We start from the raw sequence: 23,490 nt of genomic DNA on the forward strand, positions 1-23,490 counted from the left end.
GCCAGCCATGGTCCTCATCCTGAGCTTGTCGAAGGAGAGGACCACGCACGACCTACGCCCCGTCGCCAGGCGGCCTAGAAAGATGCGCTTCGAAGCGGAACTTGCGGATCATCGCCATGATCTCGGTCTCGAACGCCTCGGGCGTCGGCTCCTGGCCGACGATCCAGGCGTAGATCTCGCGATCGGACTGTTCGAGCAGGGTTTCCAGCACGTCGAGCTGGTCGGGGGTCAGGCTCGGGGCATGCGTTTCCGCGAACGGCCCCAGAATGAGGTCCGCTTCACGAAAGCCGCGGTGCCAGGCCCGAAACTTCAGCCGCCGGAGGCGGGCGTCGTGATCGATGGTCATGCGGCCGCCGATATAGAGCGCGCCGAGGCCGTGCGCCAGCGTCGCGGCGTCGATTGACCGAACCTGCTGACGCCTTTAGGCGCGAGGGCATGGCTTCCTTGATGATCCAGGGCTGCGGCTCCGACGTCGGCAAATCGACCCTGGTGGCGGGACTGTGCCGCCTGTTCACCAACCGCGGCCTGGTGGTCAGGCCGTTCAAGCCGCAGAACATGTCCAACAACGCCGCCGTCACCGCCGACGGCGGCGAGATCGGCCGGGCCCAGGCGCTTCAGGCCGTGGCCTGCCGGGTTCCGGCCAGCGTCCACATGAACCCGGTGCTGCTGAAGCCGCAGAGCGACGTCGGCGCCCAGGTCGTGGTCCAGGGCCGCGTGGTGGGGAACTACAAGGCCCGGGCCTTTCAGGGGCTCAAGCCCGACCTCCTGGCCACGACGCTCGACAGCTATCGCCGCCTGACCGCCGAAGCCGACCTCGTGCTGGTCGAGGGCGCGGGCAGTCCGGCCGAGACCAACCTTCGCGCGGGCGACATCGCCAACATGGGCTTCGCCCACGCCGCCGACGTGCCGGTGGCCCTGGTCGGCGACATCGACCGCGGCCACGTGATCGCCGCCCTGGCCGGGGCCCACCTGGTGCTCGACGAGGCCGACAGGACGCGTATCAAGGGCTTTATCGTCAACAAGTTCCGGGGCGATCCGGCGTTGTTCGACGACGGCCGGACCGAGGTCGTGCGCCGGACGGGCTGGCCGGATCTCGGCATGGTCCCGTGGCTTTCGCCGGTGCGCTTCCTGCCCGCCGAGGACGCCGTAGTGCTCGAGCGGCCCGCCGCCGCGTCCATGGGCCGCCGCGCCAAGGTGGTCGTGCCGATGCTGTCGCGGATCGCCAATTTCGACGACTTCGATCCCTTGCGGAACGACCCGGCGATCGATCTTGAGTTCCTGCCGCCCGGCGGCGTGCTGCCGGCCGACGCCGACCTGGTGATCCTGCCCGGGACCAAGGCGACGCTGGCGGATCTGGCCTTCCTGCGCGCCCAGGGCTGGGACGTCGACATTCTCGCCCATGCCCGACGCGGCGGGCGGGTGCTGGGCGTCTGCGGCGGCTACCAGATGCTGGGGCGGACGGTCAGCGATCCGGGCGGCGTCGAGGGCGCGCCGGGTTCGGCGCAGGGGCTTGGCCTGCTCGATGTCGAGACCGTGCTGGCCGGCGACAAGACGGTGCGGCCCGGCACGGGACAACTGGCCGACGGCGCGGCCTTCGAGGGCTACGAGATCCATGTCGGCCGCACCAGCGGTCCCGGAACCGCCCGGCCGCTGCTGGCCATCGACGGCCATGGCCCCGACGGCGCGGTCTCGGACGACGGCAGGATCGCCGGCGCCTATGTCCACGGCCTGTTCGACAAGGCTTCGGCGCGAGCCGCCCTCCTCGCCCCGCTCGGCGTCGCGATCGATGGCCAGGACCAGTCGGCGCGCGTCGATGCGGCGCTGGACGAGATCGCGCAGATCCTGGAGCGCTCGCTCGACATCGCCGCCATCGCCCGCATCGCCGGCCTGCCCTAGTCCGGTTTTCCTGGCTACGGACGTCGCTGACGGTCAAAATCAGGTCCTGACGAATCCGAGTTGGGAGCCTTCATGCCGGCGCGCGCCGTATCCGCCCTGCGCGACTTCCTGCGCAGCGAGTCCGCCGGTGGCGTGCTGCTGATGATTTCGGCCGCGGTCGCGCTGGTCGTGGCCAACTCGCCGCTGGGCGCGAGCTATTTCCACGCCCTGCACGCCTATCTGGGCCCGCTGTCGGTCGAGCATTGGGTCAATGACGGCCTGATGGCGGTGTTCTTCCTGCTGGTCGGGCTAGAGATCAAGCGCGAGGTCGTCGATGGCGAGCTGTCGACCTGGCCGCGCCGCGCCCTGCCCGGCTTCGCGGCCCTGGGCGGCATGATCGCGCCGGCGCTGGTCTATCTGGTCATCGCCCGCGACGCGCCGGACGTGCGCGCCGGCTGGGCCATTCCAGCGGCCACCGACATCGCCTTCGCCCTGGGGGTGCTGTCGCTGCTGGGCCCGCGCGCGCCCGGCGCGCTGAAGATCTTCCTGGCCGCCCTGGCGATCATCGACGACCTGGGCGCCATCCTGATCATCGCCTTCTTCTATACCGACCACCTGACGCTGTGGGCGCTGGGCGCCGCCGCCGGCGTGCTGGCCGTGCTGATCGCGCTGAACCGCCTGAAGGTCGCGGCGCTGTGGCCCTACCTGCTGCTGGGGGCCTTGCTCTGGTTCCTGTTCCTGAAGTCGGGGGTGCACGCCACCCTGGCCGGCGTGCTGCTGGCCATGACCATCCCGCTGACGCCGTCTCCCGCCGCGCCTGAACCCGCCCATTCGCCCCTGCATCGGCTCGAGCACGGGCTCAATCCGTGGGTCGCCTACCTGATCGTGCCGGTGTTCGGCTTCGCCAACGCCGGCGTGGCCCTGGGCGGGCTCGACGCCTCGGCCCTGACGGCGCCCGCCACCCTGGGCGCGGCGCTGGGCCTGTTCCTGGGCAAGCAGGCCGGCGTCATGGCGTTCAGCGCCGGGGCTATCGCCCTTGGCCTGGCGCGCCGCCCCACCGGCGTGACTTGGACCCAGCTCTATGGCGTGGCGGTGCTGTGCGGCGTCGGCTTCACCATGAGCCTGTTCATCAACAACCTGGCCTTCCAGGACGCCCTGCTGCGCGAGGAGACCAAGATCGGCGTGCTGGCCGGGTCGGTGGCCTCGGCCCTGCTGGCCTGGCTGATCTTCTCCCTGCCGCGTCGCAAGACTGGCGCGATCGCCGGCGCAGGTCCAAACTAGAACCAACAGTTCAACGAGGAGCGTCGGCCATGCTGCGTTTCGTCCTCTTCGCCGCCGCCGCGGCGTCCCTCCTGCCGGCCGGCGCCGCCCTGGCCGACACGCCCGCCGTCTCGCAGGTGGAGGTGATCATCGGTCCGGACCTCGCCGCCAAGGCCGACAAGCTGGGCCAGCGCGAGTTCGACTATCTGGCCCGCGACCTCAAGCGGACCGTCGAACGTCGGCTGGAGCGGTCCGGCGGCCTGACCCCCTCGGGCGGCCGCCTGCGCCTGGTGATCGACGACGCCGTGCCCAATCGCCCCACGCCCCTGCAACTGACCAGCAAGCCCGGCCTTTCCATGGAGAGCTTCGGCAATGGCGGGGCGCGGATTTCGGGCGAGTACGTCTCGACCGACGGCGTCAGCACGCCGATCCGCTATCGCTGGTACGAGACCGACATCTGGCAGGCCCAGTACGCCGCCACCTGGAGCGACGCCAGCCTGGCCTTCGATCGCCTGGCCCGCCGCATCGAGGACGGCGAGTTCGTGAAGGACTAGGCCGGAGCTACATCAAGCAGCAGTGACCGGTATCACCGAGCATCCCCGCGAAGGGCGGGGATTCAAGCTGAGTTTCATGAGACGGCGCGGCCGTGAGCGACCCGCAGACTCCGCTTGGGTCCCCGCCTTCGCGGGGAAGAACGGATCTTGGATACGGTCGTCGCGTGAATGTCGATCCTGTCGTGTCGGCGGTCGCTTGCCAGAACCCTCGACGCAGAGTCTGATCGCCGTTCAGTAAGAAGGGGCGTCAGAGGCTCCCCGGGGAGGAAGCATGACCGCTGCGCCGCGACGATCGACCGCCGCCCTGGCCGCCTACGCCTCGCCGACCCTGCCGCTGGCGGGCCTGGGCCTGCCGCTCGTGGTCTACCTGCCCGAATACTATGTCAGCGAGCTTGGCCTCTCGCTGTCGGTGGTCGGGACGGCCTTCCTGCTGGTGCGGCTGGCCGACATCATCCTGGACCCCATACTGGGCGGCCTGATGGACCGCACCCGCACCCGCTGGGGCCGCTTCCGTCCCTGGCTGATGGCCAGCGTTCCGCTGCTGATGGCCGCCTCCTACGCGCTGTTCATGGCCAAGCCCGGGATCGGGCCGGTCTTCCTGTGGTCATGGCTGATCGTCGTCTACATCGGCTTCTCGATGGCGGTGCTGGCCCAGACGGCCTGGGGCGCGGTGCTCTCGTCCGACTACCAGCAGCGATCGCGGATCTACGGCTTCTGGAGCGCCGGCAACGTGGTCGGCATGATCCTGGTGCTGCTGCTGCCGCCGCTGGTGGCTTTCACCCTCAAGGGCGACCACGCCGCCGGCGTCCAGGCCATGGGCTGGTTCATCATCGTGCTGATGCCGCTGACGGCGCTGCTGGCCGGCGCCGTGGTCGGCGAGCCGCCCGCTCCGTCCCAGCGGCACGAGGCGGGCCTGAAACAGTATTTCGACCTGCTCAAGCGCCCGACGGTGCAAAAGCTGCTGATCGCCGACCTCCTGATGGGCCTGGCGCCCGGCATCGGCGGCGCGCTGTTCTTCTTCTTCTTCGAGCGCATCAAGGGCATTCCGAAAGACCAGGCGGGCATCCTGCTGCTGGTCTATTTCGTCGCCGCCCTGGCCGGCGCGCCGCTGTGGCCGTGGATCGCCAAGGTCACGGGCAAGCACACCTCCCTGGCGATCGCCGGGATCATGTACGCCGTGTTCCAGGTCGCCGCGGTGGTCACGCCCAATGGCGTCAACACCTTCGCGATCGCGGTGCTGGTGCTGGCCGGCCTGCCCTATTCGGCCGCGCCGCTGCTGGTGCGCTCGATGATGGCCGACATCGGCGACGAGGAGCGGCTGAACAGCGGCGTCGACCGCACGGGCCTCTTGTACGCCATCGTCAACGGCACGGTGAAGCTGGGCTTCGCCCTGGCCATCGGCGTCTTCCTGGTGCTGGAGAAGCTGGGCTTCGACCCCAAGATCCCCAGCGCCCAGGGCGATACCGCCCTGATCGTGCTCTACACGGTGGTCCCGGCGGCGCTGGGCGTGCTGGTCTCGGTCATCATCGTGCGCTATCCGCTGGACGCCAGACGCCACGCCGAGATCCTCGCCCAACTGGAGGCGCGCGACGCGGCGCAAGCCAACGCCCAAGCGAGCCCGCATGACCGCATCTCCGACCCCGGCCCCTCGCCCTCTACAGCCCGGTGAGGAGCATCCGCTCTTCACCCTGGTGGAGATCATGGCCCGCCTGCGCGACCCGCAGGGCGGCTGCCCGTGGGACATCGAGCAGACCTTCGCGACGATCGCGCCCTACACCATCGAGGAAGCCTACGAGGTCGCCGACGCCATCGAGCGGGGCGACCTTTCGGACCTGAAGGAAGAGCTTGGCGACCTGCTGCTTCAGGTGGTGTTCCATTCCCGGATGGCCGAAGAGCAAGGCGCCTTCAGCCTGGAGGACGTCGCCCAGTCGATCTCCGACAAGATGATCCGCCGCCATCCGCACGTGTTCGGCGACCACGCCTATGACGACCTGGCCGACCAGAAGGCGGGCTGGGAGGAGCTGAAAGCCCAAGAGCGCAAGGCCAAGAAGAAGGGCGGCGTGCTCGACGACGTGCCCGCCGGCCTGCCCGCCCTGACCCGGGCCGTGAAGCTGACCAAGCGCGCCGCGCGCGTCGGCTTCGACTGGCCCTCGACCGACAAGGTGCTGGAAAAGCTGGCCGAGGAAGTCGCCGAACTACAGGTCGAGATCGACGCCGGCGACCAGGCCAAGGCCCGCGAGGAACTGGGCGACATCCTGTTCGTCTGCGCCAACCTCGCGCGCAAGCTCGACGTCGAGCCCGAGGACGCCCTGCGCGCCACCAACGCCAAGTTCGCCCGCCGCTTCGCCTTCATCGAGGCCGAACTGGCCAAGGACGGCCGCACGCCGGACCAATCGGACCTGGCCGAGATGGACGCCCTGTGGGACGCCGCCAAGGCGGCGGAACGCAAGTAGCCCCTATCCTCCGGATCAGGGCCGCGCGATCCGTCCGCCGGTCATCGCCGCGGCCACCCCCGTCGTGCCCGGAAAGCTGATCGGCAGCCCCCGCGCCGTCCGGGCGGCAAGATAGGCGAAGGCCTCGGCCTCGATGGCGTCGCCGCGCCAGCCGTAGTCTTCGGCCGCCTTCACCGGCACGGGAACCCGCTCGGCCAGCGCCGCCATGATCCGTGGGTTATGGCGGCCGCCGCCGCAGACGATCAGGGCGCTGGGCGGGGCGTCGTTCTTGTCGAAGGCCTTGAGCACGGCCGCGGCGGTGAAGGCCACCAGGGTCGCGGCCGCGTCCTGCGCCGACAGGTGCGCCACCGCGTCCAGCGAGAAGTCGTAGCGGTCCAGCGACTTGGGCGCGGGGGCCGCGAAATAGGCGCTGGCCAGGAGCGCGTTCAGCGCCGCCTCGTCCACCTGCCCCGCCGCCGCCAGCCTGCCGCCCTCGTCGAAGCGGCCAAGCCCGCGCTCCTGAAGCATCAGGTCGATCATCCCGTTGCCCGGGCCCGTGTCGAAGGCCAGCAGGGTTCCGTCCGCGCCGATCAGGGTGATGTTGGCCACCCCGCCGATGTTCAGCGCCGCGACCGGCGCGGCCAGGCCCGAGGCGCGGGCCCGGGCCTCGTGATAGATCGGGGCCAGCGGCGCGCCCTCCCCGCCGGCCGCCACGTCGGCGGTGCGGAAGTCGAAAGCCACCGGCCGACCGGTCAGGGCCGCCAGCCGCTCGGCGTCGAGCAACTGCACCGTCCGCCCCACGCGCTCGGCGGTCGGCCGCTCGTGCAGCACCGTCTGGCCGTGCACGCCCAAGAGGTCGAACTCGCCCCAGGCCAGGCCATGCTCGGCCAGGAAGCTCTCGGCGGCGACGAAGTGTTCCTCGGCCACGGCTCGCCGGGCCTCTTCGAAGATCGCCGGCTCGGGCTCGCCGCGCTTCCAGGCCAGGGCCTGGCGCGTGGTTTCCAGCAGCAGCGCGCGGGTCTCCTCGCGCAGCTTGCGTTCGCCGCTGGGGCCAAAGCCCTGGATCGCCTCGCCGTCGGTGTCGAGCACCGCCATGTCGACCGCGTCGAGCGAGGTGCCGGTCATGAATCCAAGAATGCGCATCGCGACGTTGACTGCCACGACCCGCCTCGGGTAGCTAGGCCCCATGACCGCCAAGGCCCTCCAGACCCGAGCCTATTACCGCCCGCTGATCTAGCGGGCGAACGACCGGTCATGTCGACGCACCGCCACTTGGCCGGCGATGCGTCCCTCTCCCTTCAAGACGACGTCTCCGGCGCTCAGCCTTCAAGGAGACTATCGATGAAACCCTCGCCACAGACCGCCCCGCCCGTGCTAGACGCGCGAACCAGCGATACAGAGAGTCGAGCCATGTCCGCGCCGCAGAGCTTCAAGTCCGAATTCCTCAAGACCCTGCAGGCGCGCGGCTACATCCACCAGATCACCCACCCGGACGAACTGGACGCGGCCGCCGCCAGCGGCGTGGTCACCGCCTACATTGGCTTCGACGCCACCGCGCCCAGCCTGCACGTCGGGTCTCTGATCCAGATCATGATGCTGCGCCGCCTGCAGCAGGCCGGCCACAAGCCGATCGTCCTGATGGGCGGCGGCACGACCAAGGTCGGCGATCCCACCGGCAAGGACGAAAGCCGCAAGCTGCTCTCCGACGCCGACATCCAGGCCAACATCGCCGGCATCAAGCAGGTGTTCGCCAGGTTCCTGACCTTCGGCGATGGGCCCACCGACGCCATCATGGTCGACAACGACGAGTGGCTGTCGAAGTTCGGCTACGTGCAGTTCCTGCGCGACTACGGCGTGCACTTCACGGTCAACCGGATGCTGGCCTTCGACTCGGTCAAGCTGCGGCTCGAGCGCGAGCAGCCGATGACCTTCCTCGAATTCAACTACATGCTGATGCAGGCCACCGACTTCCTGGAGCTGAACCGCAAGTACGGCTGCGTGCTGCAGATGGGCGGCTCGGACCAGTGGGGCAACATCCTCAACGGCGTCGAGCTGACCCGCCGCGTCGACCAGAAGGCCGCCTTCGGCCTGACCACGCCGCTCTTGGCCACGGCCTCGGGCGCCAAGATGGGCAAGACCATGTCGGGCGCCGTCTGGCTGAACGCCGAGCAGCTTTCGCCCTACGATTACTGGCAGTTCTGGCGCAACACCGAGGATGCCGACGTGGGCCGCTTCCTGAAGCTGTTCACCGACCTGCCGCTGGAGAAGATCGCCGAGCTGGAAGCCCTGCCGGGCGCCCAGATCAACGACGCCAAGAAGGTTCTGGCCGGCGAGGCCACCCGCATGGCTCACGGCGAGGAAGCCGCCAAGGCCGCCCGCGACGCCGCCGAGAAGGCCTTCGAGCAAGGCGCTCTGTCGGCCGACCTGCCGACGGTCGAGGTCGCCGCCTCGGTCCTGGCCGAAGGCGTGGCCCTGGCCGTGCTGGCGACCGACATCGGCCTGACCGCCTCGCGCGGCGAAGCCCGACGCCTGGCCCAGGGCGGCGGCCTGCGCCTGAATGACGCCCAGGAGAAGGACGGCGATCGCCTGGTGACCAACGCCGACCTGATCGACGGCGTGGTCAAGCTGAGCCAAGGCAAGAAGAAGATCGTGCTCGTCAAACCGGTTTAACCGGACGGCGAAGCCATTAAGTATCGTCATCCCGAAGCGGTCGCGGCCGCTTCGGGATGGCGCGTTCTACGCCCTGACGCTGGGCCCGTGATGTTGGAGAAAGTTCGATGCTGAACCCCGGCGACAAGGCTCCCGACTTCGACCTGCCCACCGACACCGGCCGTGTCAGCTTGGCCGGCCTGAAGGGCAAGAACGTCGTGCTCTACTTCTACCCGAAGGACGACACGACCGGCTGCACCTCAGAGGCCCTGCAATTCTCGGCCGAGGTCGAGGAGTTCGCCAAGGCCGGCGCGGTGGTGATCGGCGTCTCCAAGGACAGCGCCGCCAGCCATGGCAAATTCCGCAAGAAGCATGACCTGACCGTCGAGCTCGGCTCCGACACCTTGGGCGAGACCGTCGAGGCTTACGGCTCGTGGGTCGAGAAAAGCATGTACGGCCGCAAGTACATGGGCATCGACCGCTCGACCTTCCTGATCGACGGCGAAGGCGTCGTCCGCGAGATCTGGCGCAAGGTGAAGGTGCCCAATCACGTCAAGGCGGTGCTCAAGGCCGCGCAGGGCCTGAAGGGCTAGCAATCGCGCCCTGCTGGATTACCATTGCCGCCTTGGCTCGGAGGCGCCCGTGCGCACCAAGGTGTTGACCGTCGAAGTTCCCGCGCCGCTGGCTGATCATATCGATCGGCTGGCTGTTCGCCAGGACCGCTCGCAGGACGCAGTCGTTGGCGAGGCGCTGGCCGCCTGGGCCGATCGCGAGGAGCGCTTGCGCACCCTGACGCTCGAAGGCCTGGCCGATGTCGACGCCGGTCGTCTGGTCCAGCAGGCCGCCATGGAGGCCTGGGCCGACAGTCTCGACAGCGGCTCCTCCTCGCGCTGATGCGCCTGGTCTGGACCGGCAAGGCCGCGTCCGACCTCGCGCGGCTTCATGCCTTTCTGGCTGAAGTGAACCCACGCGCGGCCACACGGACGGCCCGAGAGCTGGTCGCGGCGCCCAGGCGACTGCTGGATGTTCCGAGGCTTGGCGAACGTCCTGAGGAATTCACGCCCCGCGAAGTGCGCCGGCTCGTCGTCGGCGGCTACGAACTCCGCTACGAACTCACGGAGAGTACGATCTTCGTGCTGCGGCTCTGGCATACGCTGGAAGACCGCTAGCGGAGCCTCACTGTGGCGCCGGCGCCGCAAAGCCGCGCTTTTCGGCCACTTCTCCCGTGTCGCGTGTAGCCAGTCCGTTCATGTCGGGTTAATCGACGGGGGCTCATGGTCGAAACTTGGCCATCCGCGCCTTCGCAGGTGCTAAGAGTCTTGCGCATTTCCGCTTTCTCGTTGCATATCCCCCAGACCTTGAAAACTGGGGGGTTTCCTGGGTATGGCGATCGCGCATTTTCACCGCCTACGTAAGACCCTCGAAGGTCTGTTTCCGGAACGCCATCTGTATGTCCGCTCGGGCGGCGAGATGCGCGGCTACGTGCTTTCCACGGGCAAGCAGATGGCCTGCGCCGCCGGCGTCGGCGCCGCGGCGCTGTGGATGGGCGTCTGCACAGCGGCGATGCTGGTCAACACCGTGGCTGTCAGCAACACCGACCAGGTCGTCCTCAAGCAGAAGGCCTATTACGAGCGCCTCAACGCCGACCGCCAGGCGCGCCTGAACAGCGCCGTGGCCCAGTTGTCGGCCACCAGCGGTTCGCTCGACGACCTGGCCATGTCGGTCGAGAAGCGCCACGCGGCCCTGGCCCTGCTGGTCAGCGACTTCAAGGGCGCGCCCGGCGCCGCCCAGGCCCTGGCCCTGGCCGTCAGCAAGCCCGCCATCGGCGACGCCTCGCCCGTCGAGCGCATCCAGGCCACCCGCATGGACCAGGAGCGCCTGATCGACGCCGCCGAGGGCTTCGCCAAGAGCCGGGCCGAGCGGCTGCGCCTGGCCATGCGCATGGCCGGCCTCGACGCCGGCAGCTTCACCGGCCGCGGCGCCTCGCTGGGCGGCCCGCTGATCGAGGCCAAGGACCCGCGCGCCCTGGCCGCCGTGCTGGACGTCGACGAGGAGTTCGCCGCCCGCATCCACCGCGCCGCCAGCGACATGTCGGACATGCGCAGCCTCGGCGCGGCGGCCCAGCGCCTGCCGTTCAACCGCCCGACCGCCAATCCGGCCCTGTCGAGCAGCTACGGCGTGCGCTTCGACCCGTTCACGCACCGCCCGGCCTTCCATTCGGGCCTCGACTTCCCCGGCGCCTTCTACACGCCGATCATGGCCACCGCGCCCGGCGTCATCTCGTTCACCGGCGTCCGCTCGGGCTATGGCAACACCGTCGAGATCGACCATGGCGGCGGCTTCAAGACCCGCTACGCCCACCTGCAAGGCATCGCCGTGCGCGTGGGCCAGCGCGTGGTGATCGGCCAGCGCGTCGGCGCCATGGGCTCCACCGGCCGCTCCACCGGCCCGCACCTCCACTACGAGGTCTGGGTCAATGGTCGCGCCCAGAACCCCAACCGCTTCCTCAAGGCAGGCGAGTATGTTCAGCAAGCCGGCTAAGGGGTCCAAGACCCCCGTCCAGATCGAGCCCCTGCCCCTTCCGGCCGCCGCGCCCGCCGACCAGGTCCGCAAGGCCCCGCCGCGCGTGGCTTCGCTGATCTCGGCCGACATCACCATCGAGGGCGGCGTCAGCGGCGACGGCGAGCTTCAGATCGACGGCGTGGTGCGCGGCGACGTCCGCGTCGGCCGCCTGACCGTCGGCGAGACCGGCCATGTCGAGGGCGGCGTCTACGCCGAGGCCGTCGAGATCCGCGGCCGCGTCGTCGGCGCGATCACCGCCAAGCAGGTTCGCCTCTACGGCACGGCCTATGTCGACGGCGACATCACCCACGAACAGCTGGCCATGGAAACCGGCGCCTTCTTCCAGGGCCGCAGCCTGAAGTTCCAACGCCAGGCCCCGCCGCAGGCGGCGCCCGTGGCCGTCGCGCCCGCTCCGGTCGCCGACCTGACGCTTACGGCCAAGCCGGTCGGCTAAGGCCTCGCCGTCCTCGCCCTTCGACAAGCTCAGGGTGAGGACGAGTTACCAAGGCGCCATTCAGAACCTCATCCTGAGCTTGTCGAAGGACGAGGTTCTGCTTCCAGGTCCGCCCAAAACGAAAAACGCCCCGGATCGCTCCGGGGCGTTCGTCTTTTCAGGATCCACCGAAAGGCCTCAGCCCTCGGAAGCGTCCCGCGTCGCGCCGACCCGCTGGGCCAGCGAGGCGCCCATGAAGGCGTCCAGGTCGCCGTCGAGCACGCCGTCCGTGTCGGAGGTCTCGACGTTGGTCCGCAGGTCCTTGACCATCTGGTACGGCTGCAGGACGTACGACCGGATCTGGTGACCCCAGCCGATGTCGGTCTTCTGGTCGTGCAGCGCCTGCTGGGCGGCTTCCCGCTTCTGCAGTTCGGCCTCATAGAGGCGCGCGCGCAGCATCTTCCACGCCTCGTCGCGGTTCTGGTGCTGCGAGCGCCCCGACTGGCAGGCCACCACGATCCCGGTCGGGGCGTGCGTCAGACGCACGGCCGAGTCGGTCTTGTTGATGTGCTGACCGCCGGCCCCCGAGGCGCGATAGGTGTCGGTGCGCACGTCGGCCGGATTGATCTCGATCTCGATCGTGTCGTCGATCACGGGATAGACCCAGGCCGAGGCGAACGAGGTGTGGCGACGGGCGCTGCTGTCATACGGGCTGATGCGCACCAGGCGGTGCACGCCGGCCTCGGTCTTCAGCCAGCCATAGGCGTTGGGACCCTTGACCAGCAGCGTGGCCGACTTGATGCCGGCCTGGTCGCCGTCGGTCTCTTCGATCAGCTCGGTGGTCATGCCGTGGGCGTTGGCCCAGCGGGTGTACATCCGCAGCAGGATGCCCGCCCAGTCGCACGACTCGGTGCCGCCGGCGCCGGAGTTGATTTCGACATAGGCGTCGTTGCCGTCGGCTTCGCCCGACAGCAGGGCCTCCAGTTCGGCGCGGGCGGCGCGTTCCTTGATGGCCTTGAGCTGGGCGCGGGCGTCGTTCAGCGAGTCCTCGTCGGACTCCATGTCGGCCAGCTCGGCGTATTCGAGCGCGTCCTTGACGTCGCGTTCGATGCTCTGCACGGCCTCGACCTTGGCGGCCAGGTTGGCGCGCTCGCGCGACACGGCCTGGGCCTCGGTCGGACGGTCCCACAGCGTCGGGTCTTCGACCCGCGCGTTCAGTTCATCGAGTTTTCTAAGGGCGACATCCCAGTCAAAGACGCCTCCTGAGCAGTCCAACGGACTGCTCGATGTCGGCCGCGGCGGCCTCGACATCCGGTCTCATCACGTAGCTCCGTGACACAAAGTAAGGGCGCGGGAGATAGCCCGCCACCAGATTCAGCGCAACCGCGCCGGCTGCTCGAAAGTGGAAACGGCGACTCTTCAGCCGATAACCTCGTCCTTCGACAGGCTCAGGATGAGGTTTTCCACGGCCCGAAACAGGGTCCTCATCTTGAGCTTGTCGAAGGACGAGGACCCCGCACAGTTCTAGTAAAGCCCGCTGATGTCCGGCGTCTTGGGCTGTTGCTTGGGCTGCGGGTCGGACGGCGAAGGCTGGCCGGTCGGCACGCCGTTGGGCCAGGCGTCGCCGTACGAGATCGGTCCGCCGGTGGGCGTCGGCGCGGCGACCTTGGGCTCGGTGCCGGGGCGGAAGGCCTCGCGGATGCCGCGCACCATGGCGAACTTGGCCGTCTTCGGCGGCTTGAAGTCGGTCTTGGGCTTGTCCTTCAGCGCCACCTTCATGAAGTCGATGAACACCGGCACGGCGTCCTGCGAGCCGGTTTCGCCGGCCCCCAGCGAGCGGTTGTCGTCGAAGCCGACGAACACGCCGACGATCAGGTCGGGCGAATAGCCGATGAACCAGGCGCTGCGGTACTCGTTGGTGGTGCCGGTCTTGCCGGCCAGCGGATAGCCCAGCTGGCTGACCGAGGCGGCCGTGCCGCGCTGGACCACGCCCTGCAGCATCGAGGTGATCTGGTAGGCCGTGACCGGGTCCATAACCTGCTCGCCCGGCGCGGTGACGCGCGGGCTTTCGTCGCCGTTGAAACCGGCGGTGCAGCGCGGGCAGTCGCGCTTGTCGGCGCGGAAGATCACCTTGCCCTCGCGGTCCTGCACCAGTTCGATCAGGTGCGGCTCGATGCGGCGGCCGCCGTTGGCGAACGGCGCATAGGCGGCCGTGATCTTGAACGGCGTGGTCTCGCCGGCCCCGAGCGCCATGGCCAGCACGGGCGCCATGTCGCGCGTCACGCCGGTCTTCTTGGACATCTCGATGATCTTCTTCATGCCCACGCCCTGGGCCAGGCGCACGGTCATGGCGTTGACCGACCGCTCCAGGCCCTTGCGCAGCGGCAGGGCGCCGTAGAACTTCTTCTCGTAGTTCTCCGGGCTCCAGTCCTGGCCGTTGGCGCCCTTGAAGGTGATGGCGCTGTCCAGGATCACGCTGGCCGGCGTGTAGCCGTTCTCCAGCGCGGTGGCGTAGACGAACGGCTTGAACGACGAACCGGGCTGGCGCATCGCCTGGGTCGCCCGGTTGAAGTTCGACAGCGAGAACGAATAGCCGCCCACCAGGGCCACGACGCGGCCGGTATAGGGCTCGATGGCCACCAGCGCGCCGTTGACGGCCGGGACCTGCTTGAGGCGATAGGACGAGGTTCCGGCCACCTGCTCGACGAACACCAGGTCGCCGACCTTCAGGCCCTTGCCGGCCTTGGCCCAGGCGATGTCTTCACCGGTGAGGCTGCCCTCCCCTTCGTCCTTGACCAGCCGCACGCCGCCGCCGGCCGAGGTGACGACGGCCGCGCGCCAGCCGCGACGCTCCGAGGGCGGACGCTTGGCCTGGGCGGCCTTCTCCCAGCCCTCGTCCAGGCTCTCGACATGGCCCCAGGCCCCGCGCCAGCCGTGGCGGCGGTCGTATTTCTCCAATCCGTCCATCAGCGAGGCCCGCGCCGCCGTCTGCAGCGTCGGGTCCAGCGTGGTGCGCATGTAGTAGCCGCCCTCGCTGATCCGGTCGCCCAGCGTGGCCATGCCGCGCTGGCGCACTTCCTCGACGAAGTAGTCGGCGTCGGCATAGGCCGCGCGCTTGGGCGCGGGCTGCACCACCAGGTCCTCGGCCTTGGCCTTCTCGGCCTCGGCGCGGCTGACCCAGCCAAGGTCGGCCATCTGGTCGAGGATCCAGTTGCGGCGGGCGATGGCTTTGCCCTTGTTGCGGATCGGATGGTAGTTGTCGGGCCCTTTGGGCAGGGCGGCCAGATAGGCGGCTTCCGACAGCGAAAGCTCGGGCAGCGACTTGCCGAAATAGTTGTAGGCGGCCGCGCCGACGCCGAACGAGCGGTAACCCAGCCAGATTTCGTTGAGGTACAGTTCCAGGATCTGCTGCTTGTCGAGCGACTGCTCCAGGCGCCGCGCCAGGATCGCTTCCTTGAACTTGCGGCCGACCGTGGCGTCGCTGGTCAGGAGGACGTTCTTGGCCACCTGCTGAGTGATGGTCGAGCCGCCTTCCAGGCGACGGCCGCGCATGGCGTTGCCGACGTTCTTGAGCATGGCGCGCGAGAAGCCGCCCACGTCGACGCCGCCGTGCTTGAAGAAGTTGCGGTCCTCGGCGGCCATGAAGGCCTGGGCCAACTGCGGCGGGATCTGGTCGTAGGGCACGAAGATCCGGCGCTCTTTCGAGTATTCGCCGATCAGGGTGCCGTCCCAGGCGTAGACGCGCGTCGCCGTCGGCGGACGATAGTCCTGCAGTTCGCCGGCGTCGGGCATGTCGTGGAACAGCCACGCGGCATAGATGGCGATGGCGAACCCCGCCACCGCGATCGTCGACAGCACCGCGACGCCGGCTATGGCGATCCATCTTTCGGCGGGCTTCAAGTCCACACGGCCTCCGTCGAACGGCGCAACGCGCGCACGTTCAAATCATCCAGAGGATGGCTGTAACCCGCATCGGGCGAGGCGCCAACTTGGTGCGGTTGGAGTTTCTGCCGACGCCCTGCGTGGTCCTCGCCCTTCGACGGGCTCAGGATGAGGACCAGATACACGCACAGACAGATGAGAAACCTCACCCTGAGCTTGTCGAAGGGCGGGGTTTCCGCCCTCGAAACTCAAGAGCCCCCTCAGCGAGCGCTGATCCGGGTCTGGGCCGCGAAATAGGTTTCGATCGAGCTGGCCACGGCGTTCATCAGCCGTTCGCGACCGGCCGGGCTCTTCAGCAGCTTCTCGTCGTCGACATTGGTCATGAAGCCCATCTCGAGCAGCACAGCCGGCACGTCCGGCGCCAGAAGCACGATGAAGCCGGCGTCGCGGTGGCTGCGGCGCAGCAGGACGGTCTCGTCGCCGACCTTTTCCAGCAGGGTCTCGGCGAAGGCGGCCGACCGGTTCTTGGTGGCGCGCTGCGACAGGTCCAGCAGGATCTGGCCGACGGCGCGGTCGCGGCCCGGCAGGCTGGCCTTCATCAGCCAGTCGTCTTTTTCCAGCACCCGGGCGGCGCGCTCGGCGCCCTTCTCCGACAAGGTGTAGACGCTGGCGCCGCGGGTGCCGACATCGGGCCCTGAGTCGGCGTGCAGCGAGATGAACAGGTCCGCGTCGGCGCGGCGGGCGATCTGCACGCGCGATTCCAGCGGGATGAAGGTGTCGGTGTCGCGGGTCAGCACGACGATGAAGCGGCCGGACTTCTCCAGCTTGGTCTTCAGCGCCTTGGCCGCGGCCAGGGTGACGTCCTTCTCGTTGGTGTTGGCGCCGGCCGAGCCGGGATCCTTGCCGCCGTGGCCGGCGTCGATGACGATCGTCTTCTTCAGCTTCAGCGTCGCGGGCTTGACCGGGGTCGAGACGGTGGTCGGACGCATCACCGACGCGCCGGCCGAGGCCGGATCGGCGGCGGCCAGGTCGATCACATAGCGGAAGGCGGTCGCGCCGTCGGCCGGCGGCAGCAGGAAGCGGCGCTTGACCACGGCCTTGGAGGACAGATCCAGCGACAGCCGGGCGCCGCCGGCGGCCTCGTCGATGACCCAGCGGTCGACCAGGCCATGGCCCGCGCCCTGCAGGTCGCCGGAAACCGTCACGTTGGGCAGGCCCACCACGACTCGGCTGGCCGCGGCGCCGTCGCCGATCAGCTTGCCCACCGCCGCGCGGTCCAGGTCGATGACGACTCGGGTCTCGGCGCGGTCGCCGCCGAAGCGGACCTTCTGGACGCCGGCGGCCGGCGCGGGGCCTTGAACGGTCGCGACGGCCACACCGGCGAGCGCCAGGGCGCCGACGATCAAGGCCGCCTTCGCCCAACCCGTTCTCGCTGCTCCGATGACGACCTTACGCATTACCGCCCAGCCAATGGCGTTACCTGAAAAACCAATGACGGATATCGCCCGGGGCCGGTAGAGAAACCGTTAAGGAAACCGTCGACTTCATCAATTTCGTCGGTTGCTCCACGGCGCTTTTCATTTGTCTTCCGATGTTGCTAAAGTGGCGCCGTGCGCGGAGCGACGTCGTCAGACATGGCGCTTTGCGTGAGTGGTTCCCAAATGACGGACGCGTCCATAGCGCCCTCATGCCGGAGCCGCCGGACTTTGGAGTTTGCGGGCGATGGTCGGCGCGGGGCGGATGTCTCGACGGCCAAAGCCCAAAAGGGCCCGCGTCGGGCCCTGGCCGTTCCCGGCGACGACGCGTCATCCGATCCGCGCCACCCGGCGCGTCAAAGGAAACAAACGAAACCCCATGGGCTGCGCCGCACCCGATCGCCTCTGGCAACCGCCCTTCGAACTTCGCTTCGGCGAAGTCGCGGTCTGCGATGCGCGCGCCCTCCTTTCATATCGGCGCCCGGGCCTCGCGCCCGCCGCGCGCCGTGGAGATTCCCTGTATGTCGAAGAAGATGTTGATCGACGCCGCCCACGCCGAAGAGACGCGTGTGGTGGTCGTGGACGGTTCGCGGGTTGAAGAATTCGATTTCGAGAGCCAGACCCGCAAACAACTTCGTGGAAATATCTATCTCGCCAAGGTGACCCGCGTTGAACCCAGCCTCCAGGCTGCGTTCATCGAATACGGCGGCAACCGCCACGGTTTCCTCGCCTTCAACGAGATCCACCCGGACTACTACCAGATCCCGGTCGCCGACCGCGAAGCGCTGATGCGCGATGATTCGCACGACGACGAGGACGACACCCCCGTTTCGCGCCGCGCCACCGGCGGCGAGGACGAGGACGACGCCAACGATCACGCCATCGACGACGACGAAGACGACGTCGAAGAGGAACTGGCGCGCCGCAAGCGCCGCCTGATGCGCAAGTACAAGATCCAGGAAGTGATCCGCCGCCGGCAGATCATGCTGGTCCAGGTCGTCAAGGAAGAGCGCGGCAACAAGGGCGCGGCTCTGACCACCTACCTGTCGCTGGCCGGCCGCTACGGCGTCCTGATGCCCAACACCGCCCGCGGCGGCGGCATCAGCCGCAAGATCACGGCCGTGACCGACCGCAAGCGCCTCAAGAGCGTGGTGCAGAGCCTGGACGTGCCGCAGGGCATGGGCCTGATCGTCCGCACGGCCGGCGCCAAGCGCACCAAGGCCGAGGTCAAGCGTGACTACGAATACCTGCTGCGTCTGTGGGAGAACATCCGCGACAACACGCTGCACTCGGTGGCGCCGGCGCTGATCTACGAGGAGGAAGACCTCGTCAAGCGCGCCATCCGCGACATGTACGACAAGGACCTGGACGGGATCTGGGTCGAGGGCGAGGCGGGCTACCGCGAGGCGCGCGACTTCATGCGCATGCTGATGCCCAGCCAGGCCAAGAAGGTCTTCCCGTACCGCGAGCCCACGCCGCTGTTCGTCAAGCACCGGATCGAAGACCACCTGGCGCAGATCTACTCGCCGGTCGTGCCGCTGCGTTCGGGCGGCTATCTGGTGATCAACCAGACCGAGGCCCTGGTCGCCATCGACGTCAACTCGGGCAAGGCCACGCGCGAGCGCAACATCGAGGCCACGGCCCTCAAGACCAACATCGAGGCCGCCGAGGAAGCCGCCCGCCAGCTGCGCCTGCGCGACCTGGCCGGCCTGATCGTCATCGACTTCATCGACATGGATGAAGCCAAGAACAACCGCACGGTCGAGAAGGTCCTCAAGGACGCTCTCAAGGACGACCGCGCCCGCATCCAGATGGGCAAGATCTCGGGCTTTGGCCTGATGGAGATCAGCCGCCAGCGTCGCCGCACCGGCGTCCTGGAAGGCACCACCCACGTCTGCGAGCACTGCGAGGGCACCGGCCGCGTCCGCTCGGTCGAATCGAGCGCCCTGGCCGCGCTGCGCGGCGTCGAGGTCGAGGCCCTGAAGGGCAGCGGCGCCGTGACCCTGAAGGTCAGCCGCGCCGTCGGCATCTACATCCTCAACGAAAAGCGCGGCTACCTGCAGCGCCTGCAGCTGAACCACGGCGTGTTCGTCACCGTGCTGGTCGACGACGGCCTGCGCCAGGCCGAGCACGAGATCGAGCGGACCGAGCTGGGCGAGCGCATCGCCCCGCCGGCCATCGCCTACGAGCCCGATCCGGTGTTCGACGAGGTCTTCGACGACGAGGACGAAGACGAGGAAGAAGAAATCGTCTCCGACGAAGGCGACGAGGACGAAGACGAGGACGAGGCGCCGCGCAAGGCCCGCTTGGACGACGATCGCGGCGGTCGCCGCAACAACAAGCGCCGTCGTCGCGGCCGTCGTGACGAGGAGCCCGCGGACGAAGCCGCCGAAGACGGTGAAGGCGCCGAGTTCGACGCTGAGGCCGACGCCGACGGCGACGACGAGGATTCGCGCCGCCGCCGCCGCCGCCGTGGCCGTCGAGGCGGTCGCCGCGGGGGTCGCGAGGACGGCGATCGCGCCGCCGACGTCTATGTCTGGAACCGTCCGCGCGTTCCGTTCGGCGACAACCCCTATGTCTGGCACGATCCGGAAGCCCTCGAAGCCCGTGGCGGCGAAGGCCGTCGCGACCGCGGCGAGCGCCAGGACCGCAGCGAGCGCACTGAGCGCCAGGAGCGCCCGGAAGCCGCCGAGCGTCCCGAGCGCTCTGAGCGTCGCGAGCGCCGTCGCGGCGGTCGTGACCGCCAGCCGGCCGCCGAGGCCCCGATCGCTCCGGTCGAGGTCGAGGACGTCGCTCCGCTGGTGCTCGAGCCGCCGGTGATCGAAGGCCCGCCCGCCGACGTCTGGGTCGAACTGCCGACGCCGGAAGAAGCCGCCCCGACCAAGAAGCCGCGCCGCTCGCGCAGCCGTGGCCGCAAGGCCGAGGTCGAAGCGACCGAAACCGTCGAAGCGGTCGTTGAACCGGCCGCCGAGCCTGTCGTCGAGACCGTCGTCGAGGACACCCCGATCGTCGCCGCCGACGTCGAGATCGCCCCTGAGCCGGCGGCTGAACCAGCCCCCGAGCCGGTGGTCCAGGCTGCGCCGGTGGTGGTCGAAGCCCCGGTCGAGCCCGAGCCCGCCCCCGTGGCGGCCGAGCCCGATCCGAACGAGATCGGCGCCCCGCCGGCCCAGCCCAAGCGCGGCTGGTGGCGCCGCGGCTGATCCGACAGCAAAGGACCGCGGCGGCGCCATGGCGTCGCCGCGGTTCGCGCCTATATCCCCTCCTAGACAAGCCACGCCCTTGCGATTTCCAGCCGTGCTTCGGGCACGCTAGACTGCCGGACGGCGCGGGGGCGCGACCAGGAGACCATCGATGACGTCCCGCAAGAGGACCGTCGGCAAGACGTTCGGCGCCGGCCTTTCCGCCCTCGCCCTGCTGGCCTCCGCAGCCGCCCCGATCGCGGCCAACGCCCAGGGCCTGTCGCTGATCCGCGACACCGAGATCGAAGAGATCCTGCACCGCGATTCCGACCCGATCTACGCGGCGGCGGGCCTGGATCCCAAGACGGTCCGCATCCTGCTGGTCGGCGACAAGGAACTGAACGCGTTCGCGACCCAGGGCCTGATGATGGGCCTCAACACCGGCCTGATCCTTCAGACCGAGACCCCCAACCAGCTCAAGGGCGTCATCGCCCACGAAACCGGCCACCTGGCCGGCGCCCACCCGCTGCGCTCCGACGAGATGATGAAGGCCGGTCTGCGGCCGATGATCCTGACGATGGGCTTAGGCGTCCTGGCGGCGCTCGCCGGCGCGCCCGACGCCGGCGCGGTGCTGATGGGCAACGCCAGCTATTTCGGCACCCTGGGCGCGCTGGGTTACAGCCGCGAGCAGGAGTCCCGCGCCGACCAGGCCGGCGCCAACTTCCTGGAGGCCACCGGCCAGTCGGGCCGCGGCCTCGTCGAGTTCTTCGACAACTTCCGCTACCAGGAGGTCTTCGACCAGTCGCGGCGCTTTGCGTACTTCCGCAGCCACCCGCTGTCGTCCGACCGCATCGAAGCCCTGCGAGCCAAGGTCGAGCGCCTGCCGCACTACGACGCCGTCGACAGCCCCGACGAACTGGCCGAGCACGAGATCATGAAGGCCAAGCTGGAGGGGTTCATCAATCCCCAGACGGCCCTGATGAAGTACCGCGAGACCGATCGCAGCTTCCCGGCCCGCTACGCCCGCTCGATCGCCTACTACCAGATGAAGGAGCCCGACCGGGCCCTGAAGATCCTCGACGACCTGATCGCCGAGAACGACAAGAACCCCTACCTCTGGGAGCTCAAGGGCCAGATCCTGTTCGAGTTCAACCGCGTGGCCCAGGCCGAGGAGCCCCAGCGCCGCTCGGTGGCGCTCAAGCCCGACGCGGCGCTGCTGCGCATCAATCTGGGCCAGACCCTGATCGGCCTCGACGATCCCAAGAAGATCGAGGAAGGCATCGCCGAGCTGAAGCGCGCCCTGATCAACGAGAGCGACAACGCCGTCGCCTGGCGCCTGATGGCCCAGGCCTACGACAAGCAGGGCAAGGACGGCGAAGCGCGCCTGGCCACCGCCGAGCAGTATTTCAACCTGGGCGCCGTGCAGGAAGCCCGGGTGTTCGCCATGCGCGCGCGCGAGCTCCTGAAGAAGGACACGCCCGACTGGCGGCGCGCCACCGACATCGTGCTGGCCTCCCGCCCCAGTGACCAGGACCTCAAGGCCCTGGCCAAGGAAGGCCTTACGGCGTCCAATCCCTGATCGCCGATTCCCCCTGAGACCGAGCTGAGACCGAGATCCGAATGCCCTTTCGCCGTCCCCTCGCCCTGGCCGCCGCCGCCCTCGTCCTGACGACCGGCATGGCCGCCTGCAGCCAGCCCAAAAGCGACGAGGAATTCGGAAAGAAGGTCCGCGCCTATCTGCTGGAAAACCCCGAGGTCCTGCTCGAAGTCAGCGCCAAGCTGCAGGAAAAGCAGCTGGCCCAGGCCGCCTCGAAGTCGCAGGGCGCGATCGCCAAGCATCGCCAGGCCATCGAGCGCGATCCGCGCGACTTCGTGGCCAACCCGAACGGCACGATCACGGTCACCGAGTTCTTCGACTACAAGTGCGGCTACTGCAAGATCGCCGCGCCTCAGGTGCTCGAGATCATCGAGAAGAACCCCGACATCCGCTTCGTCTTCAAGGAGTTCGTGATCTTCGGGCGCGACTCCGAACTGGCCGCCCGCATGGCCATCGGCGCCCAGGCCCAGGGCAAGACCCTGCCCGTCTACAAGGGCATGATGACCGAGAAGAGCCTCGACGAAGCCGCAATCGCCCGTATCGCCAAGGCCGCCGGCGTCGACGTCGAGAAGGCCCGCGCCGACGGCGCCAGCGCCGCCGTCACCCAGCAGTTGCAGGACGTCCAGGGCTTGGCCCAGGCGCTGCACATCGAAGGCACCCCGGCCTTCATCGTCGGCGACAAGATGATCCCCGGCGCCGACATGAAGGCCCTGAACCTGGCCATCGAGGAAGCCCGCATCGCCGTCAAGAAAAAGGGCTGACGCTCCGGCCGATCAGGCGGCAAGGATCGCCCGGCGGTTGAAACGGCGCGGCAAGCTTTGCCGCGCCAGGCGCCGCCGCCCCGCGACACGACGTCGCAACATATTGATATCTTTGGAAATCGCCGCGCCAGCCCCGCTTGCACGGCGTTTGCTTTGCAGCTCCCGCCAGATCAGCGGCGGGAGTTCTCATGCTTGTCTCCGGTTCCAATCCCTGGGCGACGATGTCGACCTCGGCGGTCGATCGCGTCAACGGCGCGGCCTCGACCTTCGCGCCGACCTCGGCCGGCGTCGGCGGCGCCTCGGCCCGCCAGGAGCTGTACGACTACGCCGCCAAGTCGCCGGCCGAGAAGATGCGGGCGGCCATCCTTGGCAAGCTGGGACTCACCGAGGAGGACGTCGCGGCGATGGATTCCAAGGAACGCGAAAAGCTGGAAGCCAAGATCAAGCAGATGATCAAGGACGAGGTCACCCAGCAGGCCGAGGAAAAGAAGGGCGTGCTGGTCGACTTCAAGGCCTGACGCCAAAGATCCTCCCCCTCCGGGGGAGGTGGCGCGAAGCGCCGGAGGGGGGCCGGTCTCAGCTAGTGCTGAACCGGCAGGCTCCCCCACCCACTCACTCGTCATCCCGGCCGCAGCGAAGCGAAGAGCCGGGACCCAGGGGCCGCCGCAGCGCGCCCGCAATCGCTTGGGCGATGAACCCCACCACTGCGCCCAGTCTCCTGGGTCCCTGTGTATTGCGATGTAGGTCGGGCGGTCGCCTGATGGCTGGCGGGCGCAGCTCGTTGGGTCCCAGGCGTCACAGGCCGTGATCCGGCAAGGGCGCGTCCGCCAG

The 23,490-nt window shown here is 68.7% G+C and carries 20 protein-coding genes and 1 pseudogene; 16 read left to right on the forward strand and 5 right to left on the reverse strand.

Translation table 11 applies throughout. From position 1 onward, the window contains the following. Positions 1-52: 52 nt before the first annotated feature. Positions 53-346 (reverse strand): FAD assembly factor SdhE, encoded by a 294-nt coding sequence (locus SGCZBJ_RS07190; protein WP_101717344.1) that lies wholly within the window; start codon positions 344-346, stop codon positions 53-55. An 89-nt stretch (positions 347-435) separates the two neighbouring features. Here SGCZBJ_RS07190 and SGCZBJ_RS07195 point away from each other — a divergent pair, with 89 nt between their 5' ends. The 5 genes from SGCZBJ_RS07195 to mazG all read left to right on the forward strand — a co-directional run bounded on the left by SGCZBJ_RS07195 (position 436) and on the right by mazG (position 6,142). Further along, the gene (locus SGCZBJ_RS07195; RefSeq protein ID WP_101717345.1) at positions 436-1,896 is read left to right on the forward strand and encodes a cobyric acid synthase; all 1,461 of its coding nucleotides are present in this window, start codon (positions 436-438) and stop codon (positions 1,894-1,896) included. A gap of 72 nt (positions 1,897-1,968) precedes the next feature. Further along, on the forward strand, positions 1,969-3,156 hold the full coding sequence (nhaA, locus tag SGCZBJ_RS07200) for a Na+/H+ antiporter NhaA (RefSeq protein ID WP_101717366.1): 1,188 nt from the start codon (positions 1,969-1,971) through the stop codon (positions 3,154-3,156). A 29-nt stretch (positions 3,157-3,185) separates the two neighbouring features. Continuing rightward, entirely contained in the window at positions 3,186-3,689 is a 504-nt protein-coding gene (locus SGCZBJ_RS07205; RefSeq protein WP_240621443.1) for a hypothetical protein, read from the forward strand. A 271-nt stretch (positions 3,690-3,960) separates the two neighbouring features. Further along, positions 3,961-5,358: an MFS transporter gene (locus tag SGCZBJ_RS07210; RefSeq protein WP_101717346.1), complete on the forward strand. Its 1,398-nt coding sequence runs from the start codon at positions 3,961-3,963 to the stop codon at positions 5,356-5,358. Further along, positions 5,312-6,142: a nucleoside triphosphate pyrophosphohydrolase gene (gene mazG, locus SGCZBJ_RS07215; protein ID WP_101717347.1), complete on the forward strand. Its 831-nt coding sequence runs from the start codon at positions 5,312-5,314 to the stop codon at positions 6,140-6,142. Before SGCZBJ_RS07210 ends, mazG begins: the two co-directional genes overlap by 47 nt. A gap of 15 nt (positions 6,143-6,157) precedes the next feature. Here the strand turns inward: mazG and SGCZBJ_RS07220 are convergent, their stop codons facing one another. Further along, positions 6,158-7,264, reverse strand: a complete 1,107-nt coding sequence (locus tag SGCZBJ_RS07220) for an anhydro-N-acetylmuramic acid kinase (RefSeq protein WP_165799268.1) — start codon at positions 7,262-7,264, stop codon at positions 6,158-6,160. Positions 7,265-7,462: 198 nt separating this feature from the next. Here SGCZBJ_RS07220 and tyrS point away from each other — a divergent pair, with 198 nt between their 5' ends. The 7 genes and pseudogenes from tyrS to SGCZBJ_RS26475 all read left to right on the forward strand — a co-directional run. Further along, positions 7,463-8,791, forward strand: coding sequence for a tyrosine--tRNA ligase (tyrS, locus tag SGCZBJ_RS07225; protein ID WP_205685337.1), 1,329 nt, complete (start codon positions 7,463-7,465; stop codon positions 8,789-8,791). 107 nt (positions 8,792-8,898) lie between these two features. Further along, positions 8,899-9,363, forward strand: coding sequence for a peroxiredoxin (locus SGCZBJ_RS07230; RefSeq protein WP_101717350.1), 465 nt, complete (start codon positions 8,899-8,901; stop codon positions 9,361-9,363). Between the two features lie 49 nt (positions 9,364-9,412). Beyond that, positions 9,413-9,664 (forward strand): CopG family ribbon-helix-helix protein, encoded by a 252-nt coding sequence (locus tag SGCZBJ_RS07235; protein WP_101717351.1) that lies wholly within the window; start codon positions 9,413-9,415, stop codon positions 9,662-9,664. Then, on the forward strand, positions 9,664-9,939 hold the full coding sequence (locus SGCZBJ_RS07240) for a type II toxin-antitoxin system RelE/ParE family toxin (protein WP_101717352.1): 276 nt from the start codon (positions 9,664-9,666) through the stop codon (positions 9,937-9,939). Before SGCZBJ_RS07235 ends, SGCZBJ_RS07240 begins: the two co-directional genes overlap by 1 nt. Before the next feature lie 214 nt (positions 9,940-10,153). After that, on the forward strand, positions 10,154-11,311 hold the full coding sequence (locus SGCZBJ_RS07245) for a peptidoglycan DD-metalloendopeptidase family protein (protein WP_101717353.1): 1,158 nt from the start codon (positions 10,154-10,156) through the stop codon (positions 11,309-11,311). Beyond that, on the forward strand, positions 11,292-11,786 hold the full coding sequence (locus SGCZBJ_RS07250) for a bactofilin family protein (RefSeq protein ID WP_101717354.1): 495 nt from the start codon (positions 11,292-11,294) through the stop codon (positions 11,784-11,786). The genes SGCZBJ_RS07245 and SGCZBJ_RS07250 overlap by 20 nt, the downstream gene beginning before the upstream one ends. A gap of 9 nt (positions 11,787-11,795) precedes the next feature. Next, positions 11,796-11,882, forward strand: a pseudogene (locus SGCZBJ_RS26475) (hypothetical protein); the annotation flags it as partial. Positions 11,883-11,963: 81 nt separating this feature from the next. On the opposite strand, the gene prfB reads toward SGCZBJ_RS26475, so the two are convergent. From prfB to SGCZBJ_RS07265, 3 genes are all read right to left on the reverse strand, one after another. Then, positions 11,964-13,086 (reverse strand): peptide chain release factor 2 gene (gene prfB, locus SGCZBJ_RS07255; RefSeq protein WP_101717355.1). Its coding sequence is split into 2 segments (ribosomal slippage): positions 11,964-13,016 and positions 13,018-13,086, totalling 1,122 coding nucleotides; the frame shifts between segments, so codons are not numbered across the junction. A 203-nt stretch (positions 13,087-13,289) separates the two neighbouring features. Then, a complete protein-coding gene (locus SGCZBJ_RS07260) occupies positions 13,290-15,671 on the reverse strand; it encodes a penicillin-binding protein 1A (protein WP_101717356.1) in 2,382 nt (793 codons plus the stop codon). A gap of 236 nt (positions 15,672-15,907) precedes the next feature. Further along, positions 15,908-17,104 carry an N-acetylmuramoyl-L-alanine amidase family protein gene (locus SGCZBJ_RS07265; protein WP_101717357.1) on the reverse strand — a complete coding sequence of 399 codons (1,197 nt, stop codon included), beginning with the start codon at positions 17,102-17,104 and terminating at the stop codon, positions 15,908-15,910. 539 nt (positions 17,105-17,643) lie between these two features. On the opposite strand from SGCZBJ_RS07265, the gene SGCZBJ_RS07275 reads away from it, so the two are divergent. The 4 genes from SGCZBJ_RS07275 to SGCZBJ_RS07290 all read left to right on the forward strand — a co-directional run bounded on the left by SGCZBJ_RS07275 (position 17,644) and on the right by SGCZBJ_RS07290 (position 23,177). Then, positions 17,644-20,322, forward strand: coding sequence for an Rne/Rng family ribonuclease (locus tag SGCZBJ_RS07275; RefSeq protein ID WP_101717358.1), 2,679 nt, complete (start codon positions 17,644-17,646; stop codon positions 20,320-20,322). A gap of 151 nt (positions 20,323-20,473) precedes the next feature. After that, complete coding sequence (locus tag SGCZBJ_RS07280) at positions 20,474-21,880, forward strand: M48 family metalloprotease (protein ID WP_101717359.1); 1,407 nt, start codon at positions 20,474-20,476, stop codon at positions 21,878-21,880. Between the two features lie 41 nt (positions 21,881-21,921). After that, positions 21,922-22,659, forward strand: a complete 738-nt coding sequence (locus SGCZBJ_RS07285) for a DsbA family protein (RefSeq protein ID WP_101717360.1) — start codon at positions 21,922-21,924, stop codon at positions 22,657-22,659. Between the two features lie 188 nt (positions 22,660-22,847). Then, entirely contained in the window at positions 22,848-23,177 is a 330-nt protein-coding gene (locus SGCZBJ_RS07290) for a hypothetical protein (RefSeq protein WP_240621444.1), read from the forward strand. The last annotated feature ends 313 nt before the right edge of the window (positions 23,178-23,490 follow it).

It is taken from the genome of Caulobacter zeae (assembly GCF_002858925.1).
Taxonomy (GTDB): Bacteria; Pseudomonadota; Alphaproteobacteria; order Caulobacterales; family Caulobacteraceae; genus Caulobacter; species Caulobacter zeae.

What these genes read in the sequence shown, in the direction of transcription:
- SGCZBJ_RS07190 (WP_101717344.1), bottom strand. Translation starts at nt 346, where the DNA reads ATGACCATCGATCACGACGCCCGCCTCCGGCGGCTGAAGTTTCGGGCC.
- SGCZBJ_RS07195 (WP_101717345.1), top strand. Translation starts at nt 436, where the DNA reads ATGGCTTCCTTGATGATCCAGGGCTGCGGCTCCGACGTCGGCAAATCG.
- nhaA (WP_101717366.1), top strand. Translation starts at nt 1,969, where the DNA reads ATGCCGGCGCGCGCCGTATCCGCCCTGCGCGACTTCCTGCGCAGCGAG.
- SGCZBJ_RS07205 (WP_240621443.1), top strand. Translation starts at nt 3,186, where the DNA reads ATGCTGCGTTTCGTCCTCTTCGCCGCCGCCGCGGCGTCCCTCCTGCCG.
- SGCZBJ_RS07210 (WP_101717346.1), top strand. Translation starts at nt 3,961, where the DNA reads ATGACCGCTGCGCCGCGACGATCGACCGCCGCCCTGGCCGCCTACGCC.
- mazG (WP_101717347.1), top strand. Translation starts at nt 5,312, where the DNA reads ATGACCGCATCTCCGACCCCGGCCCCTCGCCCTCTACAGCCCGGTGAG.
- SGCZBJ_RS07220 (WP_165799268.1), bottom strand. Translation starts at nt 7,264, where the DNA reads ATGCGCATTCTTGGATTCATGACCGGCACCTCGCTCGACGCGGTCGAC.
- tyrS (WP_205685337.1), top strand. Translation starts at nt 7,463, where the DNA reads ATGAAACCCTCGCCACAGACCGCCCCGCCCGTGCTAGACGCGCGAACC.
- SGCZBJ_RS07230 (WP_101717350.1), top strand. Translation starts at nt 8,899, where the DNA reads ATGCTGAACCCCGGCGACAAGGCTCCCGACTTCGACCTGCCCACCGAC.
- SGCZBJ_RS07240 (WP_101717352.1), top strand. Translation starts at nt 9,664, where the DNA reads ATGCGCCTGGTCTGGACCGGCAAGGCCGCGTCCGACCTCGCGCGGCTT.
- SGCZBJ_RS07245 (WP_101717353.1), top strand. Translation starts at nt 10,154, where the DNA reads ATGGCGATCGCGCATTTTCACCGCCTACGTAAGACCCTCGAAGGTCTG.
- SGCZBJ_RS07250 (WP_101717354.1), top strand. Translation starts at nt 11,292, where the DNA reads ATGTTCAGCAAGCCGGCTAAGGGGTCCAAGACCCCCGTCCAGATCGAG.
- SGCZBJ_RS07265 (WP_101717357.1), bottom strand. Translation starts at nt 17,104, where the DNA reads ATGCGTAAGGTCGTCATCGGAGCAGCGAGAACGGGTTGGGCGAAGGCG.
- SGCZBJ_RS07275 (WP_101717358.1), top strand. Translation starts at nt 17,644, where the DNA reads ATGTCGAAGAAGATGTTGATCGACGCCGCCCACGCCGAAGAGACGCGT.
- SGCZBJ_RS07280 (WP_101717359.1), top strand. Translation starts at nt 20,474, where the DNA reads ATGACGTCCCGCAAGAGGACCGTCGGCAAGACGTTCGGCGCCGGCCTT.
- SGCZBJ_RS07285 (WP_101717360.1), top strand. Translation starts at nt 21,922, where the DNA reads ATGCCCTTTCGCCGTCCCCTCGCCCTGGCCGCCGCCGCCCTCGTCCTG.
- SGCZBJ_RS07290 (WP_240621444.1), top strand. Translation starts at nt 22,848, where the DNA reads ATGCTTGTCTCCGGTTCCAATCCCTGGGCGACGATGTCGACCTCGGCG.